We start from the raw sequence: 20,872 nt of genomic DNA on the forward strand, positions 1-20,872 counted from the left end.
CTTAAATGTCCACTATGATACTCGTTACATAATTAAGAATAAAGGAGTTGCCGTGAAGCAACCGTATCCCCATAGCGTAATTCTTGACTGAGTATATTCCAGAGAAGCTAATATCTTAAAACTGTCGGATCTCAAACAGGGTATCGCGCAAGCGACGGATGCGTACTCGCGGCTAAAATGGGAGGGGCTTTCGTAGCCGACCTGAAATGCCGCCTCGGCCGCCTCGGCTGTTTCGGTTAAGAGCAACCGGCGCGCCGCCTGCAGCCTAATCTGTTTCTGGTATTGGATCGGACTCATTCCTGTTACTTCCTTGAAGTAGTCATATAAAGTAGAGGCGCTCATCCGAGCCTCCTCAGCTAATTCCTCTATGCGCAGCGGCAAAGCAAAGTCGCGGCTTAGGCGCTCAATGACCTTCGCAATCCGCTGTGCATGGCTGCCGATTAAGCAAACTGCTTTAGCGCTGCATTTTGTTCACTATGAAGAACTCGGTATATAAGTTCACGGATGACATAAGATGCCATTACAGGAATATCTTGTGGCGTCTCCAGCATTTTCACAAGACGCAGCACAGCATCGTAGAGTGTATCATTCATTCGGCTGACCACCAAGCCCCCACCGGATTCGCGTTTGCTATATCCTATATGCCCGGAGGCTTGAATGACCTCGAGAATCTGGGTCATATCGAATTGCAGCTGAAGGCTTAGATACGGCGATTCCCTAGAAGCCTCGATAACTTGTCCTGTAATAGGCAAATGCACGGAAGCTGTTAAATAGCTGTCCGGGTCGTACTGGAAGCTCTCTTTCCCCAGCATAAAAATCTTCGCACCCTGTGCAACGATGCAAAGGGAGGGCTCATAAACGGAATACACCGGCTCAAATAAATGCGACGCGCGAATCAAACGCAAGGCGGGAATCAGCGTCTCGTGCGTTCCGTCATGCCCTGCGAACCGATCGATCAACTGTATCAATTCCTGACGCTGCTTAAAGGACATTTCATCCATATGTATGTAATACCTCACATTCTCTCCGTGCTTATCTCAACAATAGAATATGCTGGAGGATTAGGTAAGACCAACGTAATATCCAGCTACCGCCTCTTCCGCGATTGGAGCCATAATTATCTTGTAACAAGCGGTCTGCTTGATGTGAGGCTACTAGGTCCATCTCCTTCAGTTGATCGTAATCTTAAGATTCATGCACGAGAGGAGAGGTTGACATGAGCAACAGCATTCCCAAACCGCATCGCTATGTTGGCATGTGGGTGACAAAGGATGGATACATCCGACATGAGCTACTGCCAAACTGGCGGTATGACGAAGCACGAGGCAATCGCAAGAGCGCTTATCAGAGACGTTATACCATTGAGGGGATCATATTGAATATGTGGATGATACCGGCTTCACAGCCGACGGCGATTTTCGTGACTCGGTGCTCTACCACGCGGGCATGGTGCTCTATCGGAAGGAGCAGCGCTGAAGCAGCTTTATATTCTTTTAACACGTCGCAGTTTAAGAAAGTTGAACAATAAGGAGAGATGCCCAGTGTCAGGAGTTAAAGGGAAAGTAGTTGTTATTACGGGGAGCAAAGCTTCGGCCAAATAATCAATGTCGATTCCATCGGTGCCTATGGAGTCTCTCCCACAGCAGCGGTATATTGTGCAACCAAGTATGCCGTGCGTGCGATCACTGAGGGCTTACGGCAAGAGACGGGCAGAGATATACAAGTAACGCTCATTTCACCGGGCGTGACGGAATCCGAGCTCGCGAAAAGTATTACAGATGCTGAGGCCAAGGAGCTGATGAGCACATACCGTCGAAACGCTCTCCCAGCGTCCGATTAAGGGTTTATCTCACGTAAACTCATTCATTCGCAGGATTTCATCACCTTGAAATATAGTAATCTTAAGAGTACTAGGTTGTTGAGACCGTAATGAACCTTTCTAAGGGATGCGGGAATAGAAGAAACATTGGAATATTTTGCCATTCCAGTAATCTACTGCACGCATACTCCACAATCCCCTGGAGATTGACCATCCCAAGGCTCTACGGGTCGACGCCCTTACATTCCTTCGTTACACCTATTTAAGGTGTGGAGACCGATAGCGTTTAGCGGATGGGGCTGTGCCCTTAGGAAGAACGAACTCGGTCCTCCGTGCTTTCTTTTTTGAAGTCCTGCGAATGAATCAATTTACATTAGTTCGAAGATGTTAGGCAGCGTGAGTATACGGAATAACTGTTTTTTCAGGAGTGAATGACTCTTTGGAATGCACCAAGCTAACTAAGATTCGTGCCAGTTTTACGAGCAATTTAAATATCGACTTCTGTTTACTCATATGTTTAACCTGCACATTATTCACATGTAATTGCTTAAATATAGGATTTGTCCCCACTAATGTTAAGGTAGCCAGATACAACTAGTGATTATATAATGACATAGACCGACCCAAATTCAAAAAAGAAAAAAATGAGAAAACGATGCCTTTTGCCGGCTGCAGTTCCTAGGAGTATATTGAGCTATCGTTATCCGTCGTCTATCATTCTAGTAATATGCTACTTGATTGCTAACAAGTGGGATACTACCTAAATAGTGTTGAGCTCCTAATTGCTTATCGTTTCAACTTCGGCAGCGAGCACATATTTGATATTCTTGATTTTGCTATAAACCGTCGTCGTACGATGTTTGTCTGCAGTTGAAATAACTAATTGTATTTGTTGGTTCTCGTTCAAGTCTTTGATTTTGATATGCTTCACCTTCATGTATTCCGCGCAGATCTCATCAATAAGTGTGGACATATTCCCATCAGGACTGAATACAATATTGACAGCCAAATCCTTTTCCCTTAACTTTCTTGGGCCTAGCAGCTTGATAAATATCGGAAATAGATTGATAGCCAAAATAATGAGAATGACGGCTATCGTCGCCTCTAGAAAAAATCCTGCTCCAGTTGCGATGCCAAGAGCGGATGCTGCCCATACCAAAGCCGCTGTCGTTAGTCCCGAAATAATCTCATTACTACGTCTTAAAATAACGCCCGCCCCTATAAAACCCACTCCGCTGACGATTTGAGCTGCTAATCTCATAGGATCCATATTCGTAAATCCGGGAATGGAGTATTTTTGAACAGCTCCTATAGATACAATAGTGATCAAGCAGCTCGCTACTGAAAACACCATACTCGTTTTCATACCTAATGGCTTATGTTTGAGTTGGCGGTCTATCCCGATCAGCAAGCCTAATAATAGCGCCATGCTAAGCTTCTCCAATACAAGTAGGCTCATATCTGATCCTCATTTCTCCAAATAAATGAAGAGTAAAACCCCGTGAACCGGGGCTTTACTCATAGTATGTTATGTTGTTACAGAGATTCCCTGTCTTGCAACAAAGCTTTCAGCTTGCCAGGGAAATCCGTAATGATGCCCGTAACCCCAAAATCAGTTAACTTCAACAGATCTTTTACTTCGTTGGCCGTATAAGGGTAGACATAAAGCCCACTCTCTGTCGCCTTCAGCACATCCTCCGAATCCAACATTTGAAAGTAAGGATGAAGCGAGTATACCTCCACATCAAAGCTACGTGCGTATGCAGTAGGATCAAGCAATGCGGTTTGATACAAAAGACCAATCTTAGCTTCAGATTCCATTTGTTTAATCCTTCTGACACACTTATGGTCGAAAGATGAAACGATTACATTACTCAAACGGTTACGTCTGCGCAGAAATTCAACTAACTTACGCTCTATTCTGCCTTCATATGCGTACTTAACTTCCACGTTAATCATAATGTTATCGGGTACTAGATCAAAGACTTCGTCCAAAGTAGGCACAGTCTCCCCTTTGAACTCCTCGTCAAACCAATGACCAGCATCAAAGGTTTTGATTTCCGATAAGCTTTTCTCTACGATTAGGCCTTTCCCATTTGTAGTCCGGTCTAACGTCATATCATGGCACACGACGATTTCCTCGTCGGCGGTCAAATGAATGTCAAGCTCAATTCCTTCGCATCCCTGTGTTAACCCTAACCGGAAGGCAGTGAGCGTATTTTCTGGAGCCATTCCTTTGGCCCCACGGTGTGCAATAATCATTGGTTTATTAATAAGCATTCCTTTTTCCTTTCCAGCTTGTGGACTCAAGCCTTTCCTAATATTTACTTGACTGTTTTGTTGTACGTTTGTATCTTCGATGTGATTTCTTTTTCCGCTGCATCCAATGCTTCCTTCGGCGACTTCTTGTTGTTGAGTACTTCTTCGATCGCCCCTTCTACAATTTGTCTTGCTTCAGGGAATACCCCCATTACCGCACCCTGCGTTGCCGTGTTCAACTTCGTTTGGTGTAGTTGATCAATCGCTGTCTGGAACTGAGGAAACTTTTTAAGATTTTCCTTTACAATGTCTTCGTCATAGGCTTTTTTGGTAATTGGGAAGTATCCCGTATTGACGTGCCAGTAAGCCTGTTCTTTAGGTGTAGTCAAAAATTTGATAAAATCCCACGTGGATTTTTGTTCATCATCCGGGCGGTTATTCATGATCCATAAGCTGGCTCCACCGACGATAACACCGCCATCTTTCGCATCTGTCGGTTTCGGCAAGAAGCTGGTCCCGACTTCGAATTTGCCGCTGGCGCTGTCAACAAGTCCCTTAAGTGCCGCTGTGGATTCCAGAATCATACCTACTTGACCTGCTGAAAATGCTTTTTTGGAATCGTCCGTTTTGCGTCCTAGATTGTTAGCCGCTTTGGTGTCGATCAGATCTTTCCACCATGTCAGTACCTTCACACCTGGCTCCGTATTCACCAGAGATTGGGTTGCATTAGATGTCCGACCATTTCCATTGTTTACGTATTCGGCGCCCTGATTGGCAAAGAACTGCTCCATGAACCAGCCATAAATAGCAAAGTTTGCCCCAGTGGCTTTACCAGATTTGGAAATGGCATCTGCAGCAACTTTTAATTCCTCGAAAGTTTTTGGCGGTTTCGCAGGATCAAGGCCAGCAGCTTTAAATAAATCTTTGTTATAATAAAGAACCGGATTCGACGTGTTGAACGGCATCGAGTAAAGTTTGCCACCTAACGTATAGTAACCAGTGATGTTGGGCTCCAGCTGTGACAAATCCCACTTATCCGCATCAATGAAGCTTTGCATCGGAGTAATTGCTTTGGAATCAATCATGAAGCGACTTCCTATCTCATACATCTGGACAACCGAAGGTCCTTCGCTTGTACCCATCGACGCCTTTAGCTTGCTAAGCAAGTCGTCGTAATTTCCTTGATACACCGCTTCTACCTTGATTTTATTCTGAGATGCGTTGTAATCGGCGACCAGTTGATCAACAACTTTCGTATTTGCTCCTCCCATCGCATGCCAGAAAACGACTTTCTTCGGACCGCTAGCTTCAGCTGCTCCAGATTTCGTTGCCTCTGGTTTCTTGCTTTCTGAACCTTCCCCCATATTTACGCTGCATGCCGCAAGTAAAAGCATCGTTACCGCTAAAACTAAACCCGTAAGCCCTTTTTTTTCCATTGTTTCTATCTCTCCTCGCTTAAAGTGGATAAATATCTATGATAAACCTGTTTGATAACAGGTGGATCATTGCTCGTTTAACCTTTTACAGCACCTGCGGTAATTCCACGTACTAATTGTTTCACACCTAACGCCAATAAAAGGAAAGAAGGTAGCAGAACGATCGTAACTCCAGCCAAAATCAAATTCCACGACATGACTTCTGCATGCTGCAGCATAGAAACCCCAATTTGTACAGTTCGCATTGACGCCCTATTTGTAATTAACAGTGGCCATAAATAATGATTCCAGTGTGTAAGGAAAACATAAACCGCTAAAGTAGAAAGTGCAGGACGAGATAGCGGAAGTACGATAGAGAAGAAATTTCGGAGATGCCCGCATCCGTCAATTTTTGCTGCATCAAATAGCTCATTAGGAAGCTGAAGGAAAAACTGGCGAAGCAGGAATACCCCAAAGGCCCCAGCCATAAACGGAACGATCAGCCCCTGGTAGCTATCCATCCATCCCCAATTTTTGATGGTCAGATAGTTAGGAATAATGGTAACTTCCCATGGAATCATCATGGTCGACAGAAATATGGCGAACAATACTTTTTTTCCTTTGAAATTCAGAAATGAAAAAGCGTAAGCAGCCAAACTAGACGTGATAACCTGACTTACCGTAATCCCCGAAGATACAATAAAGCTGTTCAGGATAAAGCGCACGATTGGAAAGCCCGAAATAGCGTTCTTAAAGTTTTCAAGATATAACTGAGAAGGAAATAATGGCGGTGGAAAGTTAGAAACTTCCTTCTCTGTCATAAACGATGAGGATACCGTAAATAACAGTGGATACAGAACGACAAGGGCCAGCACAACTAGCAATATGTAATTCAGGGTGGGTGTGATCCTTTTCGCAATCATTGATAATGCACCTTCTTTTCTAAAACTTTAAACTGCACCACAGTCAAGATCATAATAATCGCAAAGAGAACCAAAGCCTGCGCGCTGCCGATACCGAAACGAAAATTAACAAAAGCGTCCTGATAAATGGAATACACGATCACATTGGTCGAATTCATAGGACCACCCTTTGTCAAAATATGAATTTGTCCAAAGGCCTGGAAAGCGCCGATCACGGACACGATAAGAGCGAAAAAAATCGTTGGTGACAGAAGCGGCAGAACGATTTGTATAAATGTCCGCATCGGGTTTGAACCGTCTATTTTAGCGCTTTCATAAATTTCTTCCGGAACTCCTTGAAGACCGCTTGACAGCACAATGAACAGAAACCCCATATTCATCCATATTGTCAGCAGCGATATAGAAAACAGTGCCCACGAAGGGCTTGTTAACCAAGGAACCGGATTGATGTGTGCAATGCTTAGAAAGTAATTCAGCATGCCTGCGGTTGGATGGAACAGCAAGAACCAGATAATCGACCCTGTACCTACTGAAATGACGATTGGCAGAGAAAATATGAACTGGAATACTTTCATGCCCCGCAGTTTGTTGTGAGTGATCGCTGCCAGAAACAGGGACCATACGATTGATGTTGGTACCGTAAACAAGATAAACAACAATGTCACTTTTAAATTGGAATAAAACTGTCCTGATGCAAGTAAATCGATGAAATTATCAAGCCCGACAAATTCAACAACCCTACCGCGAGGATCCGTGAGCGTCATACTCAGGTAAACAGATTTAACCATTGGATAAAAAAGAAACATTGTAAACAAAACTAAGGAAGGTGCGAGAAATAAATAAGCTAATATGTTCTCCTCCCACTTCTTTTTCCTTGCTGGTGCACTCTCAGTTGCCTCACCTTTTAAAGCGCTTTCATTAACTAACAAGCTGCATACCCCTCTCTTTCAAAAAATTACATTTACACGCTAAGGTCACTCGTATCCCTATAACGCTTTGATATATCGTTATTTTCCGTCTCGCCCATTCGGAGGAAACGGGTGAAAGATGCGAAAAAAAACACATAAATTGCCATGCCCATTGGCATGCAATCTATGTGAATCTCCCTGTCTCCATCACAATTATTAACTTATACTCATAATACACGTTATCAAAGATTACTGTCAACCATAATATCCCTATCGTTACAATTCGTGTAATTTTCAAAGAATGCCGATATCGACTGTCGCTATCTCTCATTCCATTCGCAAATTCGGACGTACGGAACGTAAATATGTCAAACTTCTGCCGATACCTTCTACAACGTCGTTCGTTTGTTCGTATTCAATTAGATAAACGCCCTGGAAGGTAACTTCCTTTAACAGGGCATTATAATCCAGATCGTCATCTCCCGGCGCACAGGCTACCCAATAGTCGTCGACTTGTCTCCAGTCCTTGATATGACAGTAGTTAATTCTGTTACCTAACAGCTGCGCGTAATCTGTCAAAGGACGTCCCTCCGCGACTGTTTTCAAGTTGCCAGGATCGAAATTGAAGCCAACATCCGGAGGCAGTTCCCGCAACAGCCGCTGTAAACAATTCCACTCTGTTGTTGTCGTATGCTCTTGTATGAATCCATCGTTCTTTTTCGTAATTCGTCCATGTGTTTCAATAGAAATGACCATGCCATGTGCACAGCAAAGTTCGTTCATTTCGGCGAATGCTTGCATCATTCGAATCCATCGTTCTTCCGTCATGTTGGAAGCAAGCTCAAACCCGGCAAACAAACGGATGTGCGTGGCGCCAAAACGGACGGCTAGTTGGATGTCGTGTGTCACCTGCAATTTCATTTTTCGCAACGCTTCCGGATCCTCCAAAGTAAAGTCGCTATCCAGCGCGAAGAAAGGCGCCTTTATACCATAATCTTGCATAGTGGTAATAAGATCACCGATTTGCCGTAAACTTATATTCCTTTGGATTCTACCTGGATAATCACCTCCGATTCCAAGCTCGAGATAACGAAAGCCCATCTCCTTAGCGATCCGGCAATGCTCCTCAATCGAAAGATACTGTAAACCCCATTCTCCCAATCCGACAATCATGTGCTGCATCCTCCACTTCTTTTAATGAAAGAAATTATTATTTCTGTAAACAATACTTCTCAATCACTTCCGCAACCGCATGATTCAAGTGTGATTTGGCAATATATTGTGCCTCCACTTTCAGTTTGGGATGAGCGTTATCTACAGCAACGCCTAGCCCCGCTTCGCGAATCATTTCCAAATCGTTTAAATTATCGCCGATTGCAATCACGTCCTGCATCTCGATACCCATCTGTGCAACAAGCAGCTTGAGGGCATGCCCCTTAGATACCGCTTGCGGCAAAATTTCCAAATACGTTGACTCAGAATGCACCAGCTCGCATTCAATTCCCGTTACCGGCAGGAAGACATCCAACACAGCCGTAAAATCCTGCTCTTCACGTATTATTAAAATTTTATTCACATTGCCCTTTAACAAGAAATCCGGCGAATCCCACTCCAGACACTGCACACGGTCCTTCTTCATATAGGTAGAAATTATAGGAGTAATCTCCTTCACCCATAACTTTCGTTCGGAATAAAAAATCATATCCAGCGTAACATTTTGCTGCAGTTGGATCGCTTGTCTAACGACTTCAACCGTCAGCTTCGCTTCAAATAAGCATTCTCCTGTTATTAAATCTACGATCTTCCCTCCGTTATAGAGAATAACGGGATGACGAATGTCTAGTTCCTCTGCAAAATGCTGCACTGCGTCTTCCATACGGCCTGTTGCCAAGGTGACGATACCGCCCTGCTGCTGAAAAGTATGGATCATAGCCATATTGCGTTCGCTGATCATTTGCTCTAAATCAACTAGTGTCCCATCAATATCGGTCACTACCATGCGATATGGTCGTACTGTCGGTGTCATAAAAGCTCTATCCTTTCTGGCATCAACGGTAAGAGGGATACAAGATAATACGTGCTCGCTTCTGATCCTGTTACGAATAACCTGCTGTCTGAGCATTGCGATAGCTGTATCCAATCCTCTCCAAAAACTTCATATTCTTCGTGATTGGTTCGTAATGATGAGCCACTCCGGCGAAAACAGCTGCAGTATCTGCTCGTTCCAAGCGTCCATCATACCATGATGCCCCATCTTGAAGCCGTGTGGACGAATGAGTTTGTGTTTCGCAATGCGTTCCAAATTTGGGAGAGGCGCATCACCTCCAAACAGAACCAGATATTCACCTTCGGCAACTTCCAGAAGCCAAACACTGCTGTCGTCGTTCGATAATCCGTCAACATCCATGCATAGCTTTTTCTGCATATGCACTGAGGGTCTTTGCATATAAAAAACCTCTTCCATACATACATGAGTATTGGATGGCCCAAATAACTTTTTCTACAGATATTTCCATTATCCTCCCGTTAGTTTAATCCCAAGGCCATATTAACAAAATAAAAAACCAGAACTCCAACGGAGTCCCGGTCCTCATCTATCCAACCTCACTCAACTTCCCATCCCGAAAATACACAACCCGCTTCGCCTGCTGGGCAATCTGCCGATCATGCGTAATCAACACAATCGTCCTGCCCTGCTCATTTAATCTCTTGAATATATTTAAAATCTCTACTCCTGTATTCGAATCCAGTGCCCCCGTCGGTTCATCCGCCAGTATTATCGCCGGATCTCCCGCCAATGTCCGAGCAATCGCAACACGTTGCTGCTGCCCGCCGGACAATTCCGAAGGCAAATGCTTCCGGCGATCCACCAAGTCAACGGCTTCCAATGCCTGCATGACAAGCGGCTCCCTTTCACGCTTACTCATGCCCCGGTAAATAAGCGGAAGCTCCACATTCTCATACGCATTCAGCCGTGGCAGCAGATTAAAGTTCTGGAAAACGAAGCCGATCTTCCGGTTCCTTATTTCAGCTAACTGCGCATCTTTGAGCCTATTAATCGCCTTTCCGTCCAGCACATAGTCCCCATCATCCGCAATATCCAAGCAGCCCAAAATATTCATCAGCGTTGACTTCCCTGACCCCGACGGTCCCATGATCGCCACGAACTCACCTTGATCGATATCTAACGAGACATCGTCCAACGCACGAATCGTTTCCCCGCCCATCACATAGCTCTTGCTTACATGCTCAATCTGGATTAAGGTCATCCTCTTCGCCTCCATTATCTGAAGCCAAATAAATGAAGTATGCGATTCATTAGACAAGCTCGACTGGCCTTACCGCTTTGCCTTATAAAACTCATGATACAGCTTCATAAGCGCCCGCTTCTCAATCCGTGACACATAGCTGCGGCTAATACCCAGCTCCTTCGCTATCTCCCGCTGCGTCCGCTCTTCCCCGCCAAGCTCCAACCCGAATCGCCCGACAACAACTTCCTTTTCGCGATCATCCAAAATCTCTAAGTTCCGATAAATCTTGCTCTTCTCTATTTTGAGCTGCACTTTATCTACGACATCATCGGCTTCTGTACCGAGGATGTCGATCAAAGTAATTTCATTCCCCTCTTTGTCCGTTCCGATGGGATCATGCAAGGACACATCCTTGCGTGTTTTCTTCAATGAGCGAAGATGCATAAGTATTTCGTTTTCAATACAACGTGCTGCGAAAGTCGCCAGCTTTGTCCCTTTGTTCGGGGAGAAAGACTCGATCGCCTTAATCAAGCCGATCGTTCCGATCGAGATCAAATCCTCTAGATCTTCTCCGGTGTTATCGAATTTTTTGACATTGTGGACACGAAGCTATGTAAACTTCATCGCATAGTACAATGTTAGACTGATCACCAATATAAAAACGGCAACCTTGTTTCTCCCCTAGCAGCAGGTAGACTGTAGCTATTTCATTAAACTAACTTTCTTAGAGAAAGCATAATGTGCTGCTAGCTTCTCTTAATTTAGAGCGCCTAATGCTTCACTCACAAGTCTAATATAGGAACAGGCTGTCCCTCTTTCAAGACAGCCTGTTATCCATTATTTAGAACTCATATATTTACGCATATCAAAAGCTACGGCAGCAACAATAATGACACCTTTAATGATCAACTGCCAATATGGACTAATACCGATAAACGTCAGGCCGTAGTTGATAACGCTGAAAATCAATACCCCTGCAAGTACGCCGGGAACCGTTCCGATACCGCCGGAAGTCGATACGCCGCCGACTACGCAAGCTGCAATGGCATCAAGCTCGTACATATTTCCGTAGTTGTTCGTTGCACCGCCGGTTCTTGCTGCTTCCAGCACCCCAGCCAATCCATAAAGCGCACCTGCGATGGAGTAGATGTAGATCAAGTAACGGTTTACGTTGATCCCCGAAACAACTGCAGCGTGAATGTTGCCGCCAATAGCATACATGTATTTCCCAAGCTTTGTTTTGTTAAAAACAATCCAAACGATAACCGCCACGACGATGGCAATAATAACGATGTAAGGAATGGAGTAAGTCGAACTGGAACCAATTGCACCTGTGCCAATCTGGCTGAAGTCCGATCTCAATCCGCCAATCGGTTGGGATTGGTTCGGTTTCATATCAAAATACAAGGAGTTCGCACCATATACAGCTACCATCGTACCTAGTGTTGCAATGAACGGCGGAACCTTAAACTTAGCGACGATTATCCCGTTGATAAAACCAATCAAGCTGCGTCCGCTCTTCCCCGCCAAGCTCCAACCCGAATCGCCCGACCAGCAGGTTCCGCGCATTAGATAGCAAATTTGAACATGTTCATGGGCGTGAAAGTCCAGATTCAAACTAATTTCTGTTCGGAAATCCAACTTAAATGGAAATTCCTTCTCCATAAAATCACGATATTAATAAATGAGGTACGTGCTCATCATCGTTCCGGCCTCTCCGTCTTTAACGTAGGTAGTTTACGTTAAATAATACCACAAACAAACGGCTGCTACTTTGTATAAACACGATACAGCATCACCGCAGCCTCAGCTCTAAATTATGACGCTTGAATTTTACGCAACGTTAGGATCACCGCATCATTTGCTGCAACATTCACCAACGTCCCCCCTTCACGGACAGTAGGTCCGTTTCCATACAAGCTCGCTTCAACCTGCCAGCCCTCTTGCAAAATCAATGGAACCTCTCTACCCTCCGGCGAGTAGTTTATCACTACGGCTATCTGTGAATGAGCGTCTACGATATGCTCGGTGAGTCCAATCTGAGGATCCTTTACTTGGACAACACGCGCACTTCGCGCCTCTTCAGAAATAAATTCATACATTTTCCAATAAGGGAATTGTTCCGGTTTGTAGCTAACACCAGCCTGCTGCGACATCGCCAGCTCTACGGGCAGGGCACAGAAATACACGGTACCTTTACCGTAGGATGCCTTGGTCAACACCGGATTGCCATCTGCTTCAGCGGCCAATACTTCTGCCCGATCGTTTCGGAAATCCAGTTTAAATGCACTTGGCAGCGTCAACGGTATTTCTCCTGCTTCCGTTTGTAAGAACACGATAGCATCGCTCGCCCTTCGGCTGCGATTCTGCACCGTCAACCCTGTAAGCTCGGCAAAATTCAGCATATAGCCGTCATTCGAAGACAGATACAGCGTTGCTCCCTCGCGTACTTTATCCAAGAGCTGCTCCCAGCGCTGCTTCGCGACGCCATATACACCAGTCACACACGGAAGCATATAGAAATTCGCATCAGGCAGCGGCTGATCTTCAAAGCGAAATTCGAGATCAAAACCGGACTGCTTCCCGAGCAAGAAAGCTCCGATCGCCGTTGCCCAGTGATCCTGTGTGCTGTTCAGGATGCATACGGCTTCAACCGTACGGGCAGGCAGTTCCCCAAACGGCAGCTCTTGGATTACCTTCTTGAGTCGTCCCATCTCTTGGAGTGCCGGCTTCACTCGCCCTTCCTCCGTCATGAGACCCAACTCACCTTCGCATGCCACCCAATCGTAAGGGGCATGATTCAGCTTCGTTTGGTCATTGGCACACCACCACAATAAGCCAGGAAGACCATGCGACCATTGCGTAAGCATGCTTGTACGCGCGAAAGCTCCAGCGACTTCCTCGCTGCACACCATCGGCCCCATTGTGCCCATCTCTTCTGCGAAACAAGGTTTTTCACCAATTTGTGCGTATAACAAGCTTTCCATTGTCGCGTGAATTGTCGGACGAATCGATGTTAACGGATCGAAATCCATATATTTCGTCCAAAATGGATACGGATGCGTTGTGAGAATATCCGTTAGCTCACCTTGATCCTGCATGGTCCAATTGCCTGTCGGAAACAGACTATGCATGCCCGAAATCAAAGGACGTGTAGTATCCTTCGCCTTTATCGCATTTGCGATCGAAGCTGTCCATACGTAAGCTTCTTGTTGAGACGCCACTTTACCCATGACATTGCATTCGTTCCCGAGATCCCAAGCAATAATCGCATCGTTATGTTTCATCTGTTTCACAAAATATTGTACAAATCGAACTTGCCATCGAATGGCATCCGGATCTGTCAGAATCGCTTTCCCTCTTAAGGCTGGCGGTACAAACAACCGTCCGCTCATCCAGCCTGTGATTAGTCCAACGATGAGTTTTATGTTATATGTAGCCGCGATTTCTGTGAACGCTTGGAATCGAGCCATCATTTCTACCGACATCCCTGCTTTACCAGCTTCTGTGGTAGGCAATCTTTCTTCTCCAAAGCGGTAGCCAAAATGCTCACCTTCGCTTGAATACATATTTTCAATCGGCTGAAAATCAGGCCATAACGGGAATACGCGAATGACTTCGATTCCTGCCTCTGACAATCTTTTCAAATCGAGATCAATCTGTTCGGGTTGCCAATTGGACCACATCGCTGTTCCAGCGTGAGATGCCCAGTAATTACAGCCTACGAAAAATGTGCTTGGCAGATTTAACAAGTTATTCATCTAGTATGCCTCCTGAAATGGAATATAACGTATCTCAAGCGTACAAAAAAAGATGCACATACACTATAATAAAACTATCGAAAAATATAACGATTCTACTTTCCCGTGCCAAGGAGACAATGACATGAGCCAGATCCCCCCTCCCTATTTTGAGCAAAATAAAAACCAAAGCGGCCAATCGGATATTGATCGCCTCTTCTATGTTGGTGTGCAAACGACCGTCGATGAGGGCTACCAGATTGGATCCCATTGGCATTTTCATATGGAAATTATTTATATCGCTTCTGGGAATGCCACAATTACGGTAGGAAGCGATCGGTTTGAAGCCGCAGAAGGCACTTTCATTTTAATTCATCCTTGTGAAGTGCATAATGTTTCTATCGCGCCATACCAAGCTTCCAGGCATTATGTCATTGGCTTCGATCCAGAATTACTGAGGCCGATGCCTCAGCTTGCTTTCGAATTGCAATATTATTTGCCCTATATCACTCCGCTCGCAGGTCTAAACAAGTGGATTGTGCCAGAAGTCCAAGACAAGCCTGCCCTTCATGACCTTGTCGAAGACATGTATCGTGAGTACAAAATGAAAGAATTTGGCTTCGAGTTGGCTGTCTCCGCATCTATTTTCAAGCTCATTCTCTGGCTGCTTCGCGATCAACGGGCGCTTCTGTCGCCTGATCAGCTTAAAGTGTTAGGTGAGGAGACGCTGAACATGTCCGCATTCCGTCAGCTTCTAGCATCCATTAATGACAATGTGCACCAAACGATATCTGCGGAAGAAGCGGCTATGCAATGTATGATGAGCTATAGTCAATTCGCGCGTTTTTTCAAAAGTGTCATGCACACGTCCTTCACGCAATATGTCATGTTTATTAAAATAAGAAGAGCCGAGCAATTGCTGCTCGACCCTCTAAAAAGTATCACGCAAATTACGCTTGAAACGGGCTTTAACCATTCCAGCTATTTCATTAAACAATTCAAACGCCTCAAGGGCATTTCACCTAAGCGGTATCGAAAAGAGCAGCTCCTTATGCAGGGCAAAGCATGAGCATCACGGCTTAATTTTCAGGAACAAATCCCGAAAAATCGGGTCTCGTTCTACATGGGTTACATAACGGATGAAGTGACGGTAGTTGTCTACGCTCCACCTCGCATCGTCTGAAAGAACCGGGCTTGATATAAGCACGCTGGGGGTATGCTGGTCATTGACGAGATAGGCAATCGTAGATATGTCCCAAATAATGCGTGAGTAGGCAAAATGGTCAGGATGACAATTACGATAAGTTTCATATAAATACTTACCAACAACGCCGGAATCCTTCACATAGGCTTCAATTTCTGCCAGTGTTGTCTTCAGGTTGGAGGCGGCTCCATGACAGGGAATCAGCACCAAAGGAACGCCGCTGTCTAAAATGACGCGGGCCGCATGAATATCCTGCTCCAAATTGAATTCACGCGTATCCTGCCAATGGAGGGCATGCCCGCCAAGCCAGACAACGACGATGTTGTTTATAATGCTTGGATTCATGAGAATGGCTGAGGCCACATTGGTGATGGCGCCAATTGCAACGACATACAAAGGATCTTCCGGCGAGGAAGCTAATGCCCGCTCTATCAGATTGCGAGCTGCCTCACTCTCAACCGGTGTTTCAGGACCCGGTAAATAGCGCTCTGAGCCTGGATAGACTGGAATTTCCGTACGATTCATCAAATCTAAAATTTTGTGCAGCTCGCGGTAACTCTTCTCCATGCCATCTTTCGGACTTGTAGACAAATCATTAAAAAAAGGAGCCGCATAAAAGGCTTCCACTTGCAATCGCTCCGGCGATTGTAAGGCATAGACAACAGCAAACTGATCATCAATTTCATTAAACGTGTCAGTATCCATCACGATTCGCAATGTTCCCGATTTGGGCTGCAATCGCTGAATACGGTGTTCTTCTAATATCTTAGGATAATTCATAGGACATCTCCTTGGTCGTAAAGAATAGTATGATCTGGCTTCTATTTCTACATATCCATTCCGGATATACTCCTAGTCTACTGCCCTTCATGATATACTTTTATCATGCTTCGGCTCACTTTTTATAGGATTCGGCTAATTTAATAGCAAAGGAGCTCCACCGATGAATGGACAATTAGAATTTCTTTTTCATACGAAACGAGATCAGCATATTCATATTGCGCCTCATCAACACCAATGCTATGAATTGGTATACTACTTGAGCGGCAGCGGAACGACACGCATTGGGGATGTCATCTATCCCTATCAAGCAAACACGTTTACACTGATTCAACCGCACACCATCCATGACGAGAGGCATGAGACGGATAGCGACGTTTTTTTCATTGGATTTCAAAAGGATACCTCACCCTATACGCTGCAAGAAGGCCTGTATGCTGACTATGAAAATAACCCCATCTTAGCCTACTTACAGGCAATGGGGTTCGAAATGAAGCATAAACGCTCCTTTTATATGTCGAAACTGAATCATCTTGTAAGTGAATTAATCATTGAATTGCTTCGATTGGATGATTTGGTAGCCTCAGAGCCTAACGCGGATAAGATCATTTATGCCAAAAACTACATCGACGAGAATTATAGTCAACAAATTCGTGTAGATACGTTAGCTCAGCTGGTGGGTTACAGCTATGATCGATTCCGTCACTTGTATAAAGAAAAGTATGGACTATCACCTATCCATTACCTAATGTCAAAGCGGATATCGGCTGCCAAACGGCTCTTGCTCCAAACCAAACTGCCCATCACCGATGTGGCCAATGCGTGTGGTTTCTCAACAGATGCGCAGTTCTGTTCACTTTTTAAGCAGGCGACAGGCCTTACACCGCGTCAGTTTCGTGTGCAAGAATAAGGCGCTACTGATTACCGTCCTACACAGTAACCCCTGCGCCATCTTCTGAAAGATGATACAACCTGAACAGAATACAACTTATCTGTCGCTCACTTCATTCACAGGGATGTTCATAAGGTCTACTATTAAAGACGTAGACGACGATAACCTGACGGAAGGAAGCGACACACATGAGTAACTCAACCACTAAAAAAGTAAGAATCGCCTTAGTTGGGCTTCGATTTGGAGGGGCTTTCGCACCGATCTATCATGCCCACCCGGATGTAGAGCATGTAGCCATTTGCGATACGAATGAAGAGCTATTGAATCAATATGGAGATAAATACGGGTTTGAAAGACGTTATACGAATCTAGATGACATTCTGAAATCTGATGAATATGATGCCGTTCATCTTGTCCCTTACATGGAGAGCTTTAATATTTATGGTGAAGAAGCTTCCGTTGAATGGCATATGGAAGATGGCCCCCTGACTGTCTTTAAAACCGCAGTCCAACAAGGAGAGCGCGGCCGCAAATCCGATGTTACCTTGGTGAAAGCACCTTCCCGTCCAGACCTGCTTCCGGAAGAGCTAGCTTATCATATTACGAACCAAGCTATTCTGGATCCGAACAATCCACACCAATCCGTACTGCAAGGCAATGGTCATCATGGCTCGCATCCGCACCTAGTTCATGAGTTCTTACGCAGCATCGTCGAAGAACGGAAACCGGCTATCGATGCCGTGACAGCTGCCAATTGGACAGCAGCTGGCATCTGTGCGCATGAATCTGCGATGCAAGGCGGTAAGGAAGTCATTATTCCTAGCTTTGAGTAGCTTACAAACGTACGGTCATGTGCGATAAATATTGCGAATGTATTCCGTTGGCGACTCCCCCATCACTTTGCGAAACACACGGGAGAAATAATACGGATTCGTAAAATGAAGGCGATCGCTCACTTCTGAAACGTTGAACGTCGTTGTTCTTAGAAGCTCAGCTGATTTATGAATGCGAAGCCGTTCATGATAGTTGAATAAACTAATTCCCATTTTAGTTGTAAACAATGTGCTCATGTAGCGGTAATTAAGCTTGAATTCCGAGACAATCTGTTCCGGGTCCAGTTTATTTTCCCAATGCTCTTCCAGATAATCCGCAAGCTTCTGCACGACAGCATCCGACTTGCTAGACAATTTGGGACGTTCCAATAATAGTCGATAAATATCGAGGAAAATGTCCATCGTCTTCATACTTAAAGTTAATTATTCACACCAAGTGATTATCAATACGAGCTGGTATTGCCGAAGCTTTTTCATTTAGGTCAGCCTTCTGGGGAGCGACTCCCCGACTCGATCATAGAAGTGAACCCAAATCGTTGAGGTATCTGCCAATGTGCCTGGACCTCCCCAATGATGTAGTCCACTTTTGAGAAAAAAGCCAGTCCCCTCTGTAAGCAAATATTCCTTCCCTTCCTCCACGACCTGCATCTGACCTTTGATGACGAAAATAAACACATTAAAATCAGCGTTTCTGTCTGGATGAATCCAACCCTCATTGGTCAGTGTCTTCCCCATATCGCGAATGAATGGAAGGCAGCCTGTATGTAAGCGAATTCGGTTCATAGGGTTGTTCCTTTCAGTAAAGTATCTATAAGCGAGCTCCGCTTGGCGTTTGACCGAACTTCCGTTTAATATAAGGTGGAAAATACGTATCATTCTTTATCGTTCGCAGGACAATGGCTACTACGCAACAGATGGATTTTGCACACATGAAAAGATACATCTTGCTGATGGGCTTGACATGGGCAATCTGATCGAGTGCCCAAAGCATAATGGCAAATGCGACTATATGACCGGCGAAACGAAAAAAAGTCCGGCATGTGTGCAATTGAAGACATATCCCGTACAAGTGCTAACAGGTAAAGTTTACATGAAAATCAACTGAGGACGCTATATGACTGTAAAGGAGTTGCGATAGATGGACAGTGGCGGTTGTCCGAGTATAAAGGAATGACCCGTATCGTCGGGGAAAACAACTCGGACAGGTCGCTACGTTACATTCAAAATTAACACAGCCAAGAGTGCTTGGTGGACCATTAATGAAGTTAACCTTTTTACCCAATAAGACGTAACAGAAAGGACTTGAAGCGTGAACTGCCGCTCAAGTCCTTTTACATTGCTGCAAGGAATTATTGGGAAGAAATCCTATCATTCTACATCAGCACATAAATGTCATTTCCCTCAACTTCAACCTCATACCCGCGAAGCTTGACCCCGCCTTCCACCAAATGCTTGCCATCTGTAAGTCCGAATTCCCAGCCGTGCCATGGGCAACGCAAGATCTCCTGATCCCGGCCGTACTCGTACTGATAGACAAGTGAGGGGAGCCGAGTCCCGCAAACAACGCCCTCACAGACAGGGGCAGCAGCGTGCGGGCATAGGTTTCGCCAGGCATAATAGCTGCCATTCACAAAGAATATACCGATTTCTATCCCTTTTAGCGTCACAATTTTGCGGCCAATTACGCCCAGTTCCTCCACAGTTACAGCTTTTATTCGCGATTTCACTTTGTTCATGACCTACACCTCCTGTTTCAACACTGGAAATGTCTGCAGTCCATACAGCTCAATCGCGTTATCAGCGAGAATGCGCTGCCTCAAATCCTTCCGGATCGGCTGAAGCACCATGGACGGATTATCAAAATCCCAATGCGGGTAATCTGAAGAGAACATAATCATGTTATCTCCGCCAATCATGTCAAAAATCTGGTTCAAGTGCACCGGATTCGCTGGCTCTTCGATCGGTTGTGTCGTCAGCCGGATATGTTCGCGAATATATTCCGAAGGAAGCCGCTTGAGCCATGGCACAAGGTCCCGCAGGCCCTTATAATTTTTGTCCATTCGCCACATGAGATGCGGCAGCCAAGCAATTCCGCCTTCAATGGCAACAAATTTCAGTTTCGGATATTTCTCGAACACCCCTTCGCAGACGAGACTGTTCACATGCGCCATATAATTCGTTGGCAGTATGTTATGCCATTCCAAATATGACGTCGGATAGCCCGACGGTGTCGGTGCGCCTGCAATCCCTCGTCCTTCCGTTCCGGGATGCACAGCAACCGGTAAACCGTTGCGCTCTGCCGCTTCATAGATCGGATGAAAGAAGCGCTGTCCGAACAGCATGCGTGAGCCGCTGCACATAATTACCTGAATCATATCCTTATGCTTCGCCATACGATCAATTTCCTTGGCGGCAGCGAGCGGGTCCGCATGATTGACGAGAATGGAGCCTTTGTAAACGGGGCTTGCCTTTAACCAAGTCTCTACGAGCCAATCATTGTAAGCACTCGCAACAACATTGCCATAATCGGGATTGGGATTTAAGGAAACACCGAGAATGCCTGAGCCCGTCAAAATACCGTAGTCAATCCCATATTTCTCAAAATGGTGCTTCAGCATATGCTGCGGATCACTGCCCGGAATGCCGCCGCCTATCGGAATGGTATCCTTGCGCATCACCCCAATCGGTGAATGCCAGCCTCCACCGTATGCGGGCCCCGCCGATAGCCAGTAGTCATGCCATACTTTAGGTAAAAAGGGCAGCAGATCTTTGGAATGTGCAATCGCATTATGCACGTCAGCATCAATAATGTTAGGTCTACTCATCTTCAAACGCTCCTTCATATCAA

The 20,872-nt window shown here is 45.3% G+C and carries 22 protein-coding genes and 3 pseudogenes; 6 read left to right on the top strand and 19 right to left on the bottom strand.

The features are described 5' to 3' along the window. Window positions 1–24: 24 nt before the first annotated feature. Entirely contained in the window at window positions 25–342 is a 318-nt protein-coding gene (locus tag RQP52_RS13550; protein ID WP_315952124.1) for a helix-turn-helix domain-containing protein, read from the bottom strand. Window positions 343–440: 98 nt separating this feature from the next. Beyond that, the gene (locus tag RQP52_RS13555; protein ID WP_315952125.1) at window positions 441–1,001 is read right to left on the bottom strand and encodes an AraC family transcriptional regulator; all 561 of its coding nucleotides are present in this window, start codon (window positions 999–1,001) and stop codon (window positions 441–443) included. 215 nt (window positions 1,002–1,216) lie between these two features. Here RQP52_RS13555 and RQP52_RS13560 point away from each other — a divergent pair. Both RQP52_RS13560 and RQP52_RS13565 read left to right on the top strand, forming a co-directional pair. Beyond that, window positions 1,217–1,476: pseudogene (locus RQP52_RS13560) on the top strand (Atu4866 domain-containing protein). A gap of 103 nt (window positions 1,477–1,579) precedes the next feature. Then, window positions 1,580–1,834: pseudogene (locus RQP52_RS13565) on the top strand (SDR family oxidoreductase); the annotation flags it as partial. A gap of 763 nt (window positions 1,835–2,597) precedes the next feature. Here the strand turns inward: RQP52_RS13565 and RQP52_RS13570 are convergent. From RQP52_RS13570 to RQP52_RS13625, 12 genes and pseudogenes are all read right to left on the bottom strand, one after another. Next, window positions 2,598–3,278, bottom strand: a complete 681-nt coding sequence (locus tag RQP52_RS13570) for an MgtC/SapB family protein (RefSeq protein WP_315952127.1) — start codon at window positions 3,276–3,278, stop codon at window positions 2,598–2,600. A gap of 77 nt (window positions 3,279–3,355) precedes the next feature. Then, window positions 3,356–4,099: a glycerophosphodiester phosphodiesterase gene (locus tag RQP52_RS13575; RefSeq protein WP_315952129.1), complete on the bottom strand. Its 744-nt coding sequence runs from the start codon at window positions 4,097–4,099 to the stop codon at window positions 3,356–3,358. A gap of 44 nt (window positions 4,100–4,143) precedes the next feature. After that, the gene (locus RQP52_RS13580) at window positions 4,144–5,514 is read right to left on the bottom strand and encodes an ABC transporter substrate-binding protein (protein WP_315952131.1); all 1,371 of its coding nucleotides are present in this window, start codon (window positions 5,512–5,514) and stop codon (window positions 4,144–4,146) included. Window positions 5,515–5,591: 77 nt separating this feature from the next. Further along, window positions 5,592–6,416, bottom strand: coding sequence for a carbohydrate ABC transporter permease (locus RQP52_RS13585; protein ID WP_315952133.1), 825 nt, complete (start codon window positions 6,414–6,416; stop codon window positions 5,592–5,594). Then, window positions 6,413–7,267: a carbohydrate ABC transporter permease gene (locus RQP52_RS13590; RefSeq protein ID WP_379173883.1), complete on the bottom strand. Its 855-nt coding sequence runs from the start codon at window positions 7,265–7,267 to the stop codon at window positions 6,413–6,415. The genes RQP52_RS13585 and RQP52_RS13590 overlap by 4 nt, the downstream gene beginning before the upstream one ends. Window positions 7,268–7,651: 384 nt before the next feature. Then, window positions 7,652–8,497, bottom strand: a complete 846-nt coding sequence (locus RQP52_RS13595; RefSeq protein WP_315952136.1) for a sugar phosphate isomerase/epimerase family protein — start codon at window positions 8,495–8,497, stop codon at window positions 7,652–7,654. Between the two features lie 37 nt (window positions 8,498–8,534). Next, on the bottom strand, window positions 8,535–9,350 hold the full coding sequence (locus RQP52_RS13600) for a Cof-type HAD-IIB family hydrolase (protein ID WP_315952138.1): 816 nt from the start codon (window positions 9,348–9,350) through the stop codon (window positions 8,535–8,537). Between the two features lie 129 nt (window positions 9,351–9,479). Continuing rightward, on the bottom strand, window positions 9,480–9,749 hold the full coding sequence (locus RQP52_RS13605) for a ComEC/Rec2 family competence protein (protein ID WP_315952140.1): 270 nt from the start codon (window positions 9,747–9,749) through the stop codon (window positions 9,480–9,482). Between the two features lie 169 nt (window positions 9,750–9,918). Beyond that, window positions 9,919–10,593: an ABC transporter ATP-binding protein gene (locus RQP52_RS13610; RefSeq protein WP_315952141.1), complete on the bottom strand. Its 675-nt coding sequence runs from the start codon at window positions 10,591–10,593 to the stop codon at window positions 9,919–9,921. A gap of 69 nt (window positions 10,594–10,662) precedes the next feature. Continuing rightward, a pseudogene (gene sigK / locus RQP52_RS13615) lies at window positions 10,663–11,184 on the bottom strand (RNA polymerase sporulation sigma factor SigK); the annotation flags it as partial. Between the two features lie 228 nt (window positions 11,185–11,412). Continuing rightward, window positions 11,413–12,240: an ABC transporter permease subunit gene (locus RQP52_RS13620; RefSeq protein ID WP_315952142.1), complete on the bottom strand. Its 828-nt coding sequence runs from the start codon at window positions 12,238–12,240 to the stop codon at window positions 11,413–11,415. Window positions 12,241–12,392: 152 nt separating this feature from the next. Then, on the bottom strand, window positions 12,393–14,336 hold the full coding sequence (locus RQP52_RS13625; protein WP_315952144.1) for a glycoside hydrolase 5 family protein: 1,944 nt from the start codon (window positions 14,334–14,336) through the stop codon (window positions 12,393–12,395). Window positions 14,337–14,460: 124 nt separating this feature from the next. Between RQP52_RS13625 and RQP52_RS13630 the strand changes: the two genes are divergently transcribed. Beyond that, window positions 14,461–15,384: an AraC family transcriptional regulator gene (locus RQP52_RS13630; RefSeq protein ID WP_315952146.1), complete on the top strand. Its 924-nt coding sequence runs from the start codon at window positions 14,461–14,463 to the stop codon at window positions 15,382–15,384. A gap of 3 nt (window positions 15,385–15,387) precedes the next feature. On the opposite strand, the gene RQP52_RS13635 is transcribed toward RQP52_RS13630, so the two are convergent. Continuing rightward, window positions 15,388–16,299 carry a nucleoside hydrolase gene (locus RQP52_RS13635; protein ID WP_315952147.1) on the bottom strand — a complete coding sequence of 304 codons (912 nt, stop codon included), beginning with the start codon at window positions 16,297–16,299 and terminating at the stop codon, window positions 15,388–15,390. A 163-nt stretch (window positions 16,300–16,462) separates the two neighbouring features. On the opposite strand from RQP52_RS13635, the gene RQP52_RS13640 reads away from it, so the two are divergent. Together RQP52_RS13640 and RQP52_RS13645 are read left to right on the top strand one after the other, a co-directional pair. After that, window positions 16,463–17,209: an AraC family transcriptional regulator gene (locus tag RQP52_RS13640; RefSeq protein WP_315952148.1), complete on the top strand. Its 747-nt coding sequence runs from the start codon at window positions 16,463–16,465 to the stop codon at window positions 17,207–17,209. Between the two features lie 170 nt (window positions 17,210–17,379). After that, window positions 17,380–18,024 carry a Gfo/Idh/MocA family oxidoreductase gene (locus RQP52_RS13645; RefSeq protein ID WP_315952150.1) on the top strand — a complete coding sequence of 215 codons (645 nt, stop codon included), beginning with the start codon at window positions 17,380–17,382 and terminating at the stop codon, window positions 18,022–18,024. Between the two features lie 15 nt (window positions 18,025–18,039). Here RQP52_RS13645 and RQP52_RS13650 read toward each other — a convergent pair whose 3' ends face one another. Continuing rightward, window positions 18,040–18,435 (bottom strand): helix-turn-helix transcriptional regulator, encoded by a 396-nt coding sequence (locus tag RQP52_RS13650; RefSeq protein WP_315952152.1) that lies wholly within the window; start codon window positions 18,433–18,435, stop codon window positions 18,040–18,042. Window positions 18,436–18,501: 66 nt separating this feature from the next. After that, on the bottom strand, window positions 18,502–18,807 hold the full coding sequence (locus RQP52_RS13655) for an AraC family ligand binding domain-containing protein (RefSeq protein ID WP_315952154.1): 306 nt from the start codon (window positions 18,805–18,807) through the stop codon (window positions 18,502–18,504). A gap of 49 nt (window positions 18,808–18,856) precedes the next feature. On the opposite strand from RQP52_RS13655, the gene RQP52_RS36475 reads away from it, so the two are divergent. After that, window positions 18,857–19,129 carry a Rieske 2Fe-2S domain-containing protein gene (locus RQP52_RS36475; protein ID WP_379173859.1) on the top strand — a complete coding sequence of 91 codons (273 nt, stop codon included), beginning with the start codon at window positions 18,857–18,859 and terminating at the stop codon, window positions 19,127–19,129. A 268-nt stretch (window positions 19,130–19,397) separates the two neighbouring features. On the opposite strand, the gene RQP52_RS13660 is transcribed toward RQP52_RS36475, so the two are convergent. After that, on the bottom strand, window positions 19,398–19,760 hold the full coding sequence (locus tag RQP52_RS13660; protein ID WP_315952155.1) for a Rieske (2Fe-2S) protein: 363 nt from the start codon (window positions 19,758–19,760) through the stop codon (window positions 19,398–19,400). 3 nt (window positions 19,761–19,763) lie between these two features. Further along, on the bottom strand, window positions 19,764–20,849 hold the full coding sequence (locus RQP52_RS13665) for an amidohydrolase family protein (protein ID WP_315952156.1): 1,086 nt from the start codon (window positions 20,847–20,849) through the stop codon (window positions 19,764–19,766). Between the last annotated feature and the right edge of the window lie 23 nt (window positions 20,850–20,872).

This window comes from Paenibacillus violae (assembly GCF_032461945.1).
Taxonomy (GTDB): Bacteria; Bacillota; Bacilli; order Paenibacillales; family NBRC-103111; genus Paenibacillus_E; species Paenibacillus_E violae.

Coding starts and splice junctions, on each gene's coding strand:
- RQP52_RS13550 (WP_315952124.1), bottom strand. CDS start 342: ATGAGCGCCTCTACTTTATATGACTACTTCAAGGAAGTAACAGGAATG.
- RQP52_RS13555 (WP_315952125.1), bottom strand. CDS start 1,001: ATGGATGAAATGTCCTTTAAGCAGCGTCAGGAATTGATACAGTTGATC.
- RQP52_RS13570 (WP_315952127.1), bottom strand. CDS start 3,278: ATGAGCCTACTTGTATTGGAGAAGCTTAGCATGGCGCTATTATTAGGC.
- RQP52_RS13575 (WP_315952129.1), bottom strand. CDS start 4,099: ATGCTTATTAATAAACCAATGATTATTGCACACCGTGGGGCCAAAGGA.
- RQP52_RS13580 (WP_315952131.1), bottom strand. CDS start 5,514: ATGGAAAAAAAAGGGCTTACGGGTTTAGTTTTAGCGGTAACGATGCTT.
- RQP52_RS13585 (WP_315952133.1), bottom strand. CDS start 6,416: ATGATTGCGAAAAGGATCACACCCACCCTGAATTACATATTGCTAGTT.
- RQP52_RS13595 (WP_315952136.1), bottom strand. CDS start 8,497: ATGATTGTCGGATTGGGAGAATGGGGTTTACAGTATCTTTCGATTGAG.
- RQP52_RS13600 (WP_315952138.1), bottom strand. CDS start 9,350: ATGACACCGACAGTACGACCATATCGCATGGTAGTGACCGATATTGAT.
- RQP52_RS13605 (WP_315952140.1), bottom strand. CDS start 9,749: ATGCAGAAAAAGCTATGCATGGATGTTGACGGATTATCGAACGACGAC.
- RQP52_RS13610 (WP_315952141.1), bottom strand. CDS start 10,593: ATGACCTTAATCCAGATTGAGCATGTAAGCAAGAGCTATGTGATGGGC.
- RQP52_RS13620 (WP_315952142.1), bottom strand. CDS start 12,240: ATGGAGAAGGAATTTCCATTTAAGTTGGATTTCCGAACAGAAATTAGT.
- RQP52_RS13625 (WP_315952144.1), bottom strand. CDS start 14,336: ATGAATAACTTGTTAAATCTGCCAAGCACATTTTTCGTAGGCTGTAAT.
- RQP52_RS13630 (WP_315952146.1), top strand. CDS start 14,461: ATGAGCCAGATCCCCCCTCCCTATTTTGAGCAAAATAAAAACCAAAGC.
- RQP52_RS13635 (WP_315952147.1), bottom strand. CDS start 16,299: ATGAATTATCCTAAGATATTAGAAGAACACCGTATTCAGCGATTGCAG.
- RQP52_RS13640 (WP_315952148.1), top strand. CDS start 16,463: ATGAATGGACAATTAGAATTTCTTTTTCATACGAAACGAGATCAGCAT.
- RQP52_RS13645 (WP_315952150.1), top strand. CDS start 17,380: ATGAGTAACTCAACCACTAAAAAAGTAAGAATCGCCTTAGTTGGGCTT.
- RQP52_RS13650 (WP_315952152.1), bottom strand. CDS start 18,435: ATGAAGACGATGGACATTTTCCTCGATATTTATCGACTATTATTGGAA.
- RQP52_RS13655 (WP_315952154.1), bottom strand. CDS start 18,807: ATGAACCGAATTCGCTTACATACAGGCTGCCTTCCATTCATTCGCGAT.
- RQP52_RS13660 (WP_315952155.1), bottom strand. CDS start 19,760: ATGAACAAAGTGAAATCGCGAATAAAAGCTGTAACTGTGGAGGAACTG.
- RQP52_RS13665 (WP_315952156.1), bottom strand. CDS start 20,849: ATGAGTAGACCTAACATTATTGATGCTGACGTGCATAATGCGATTGCA.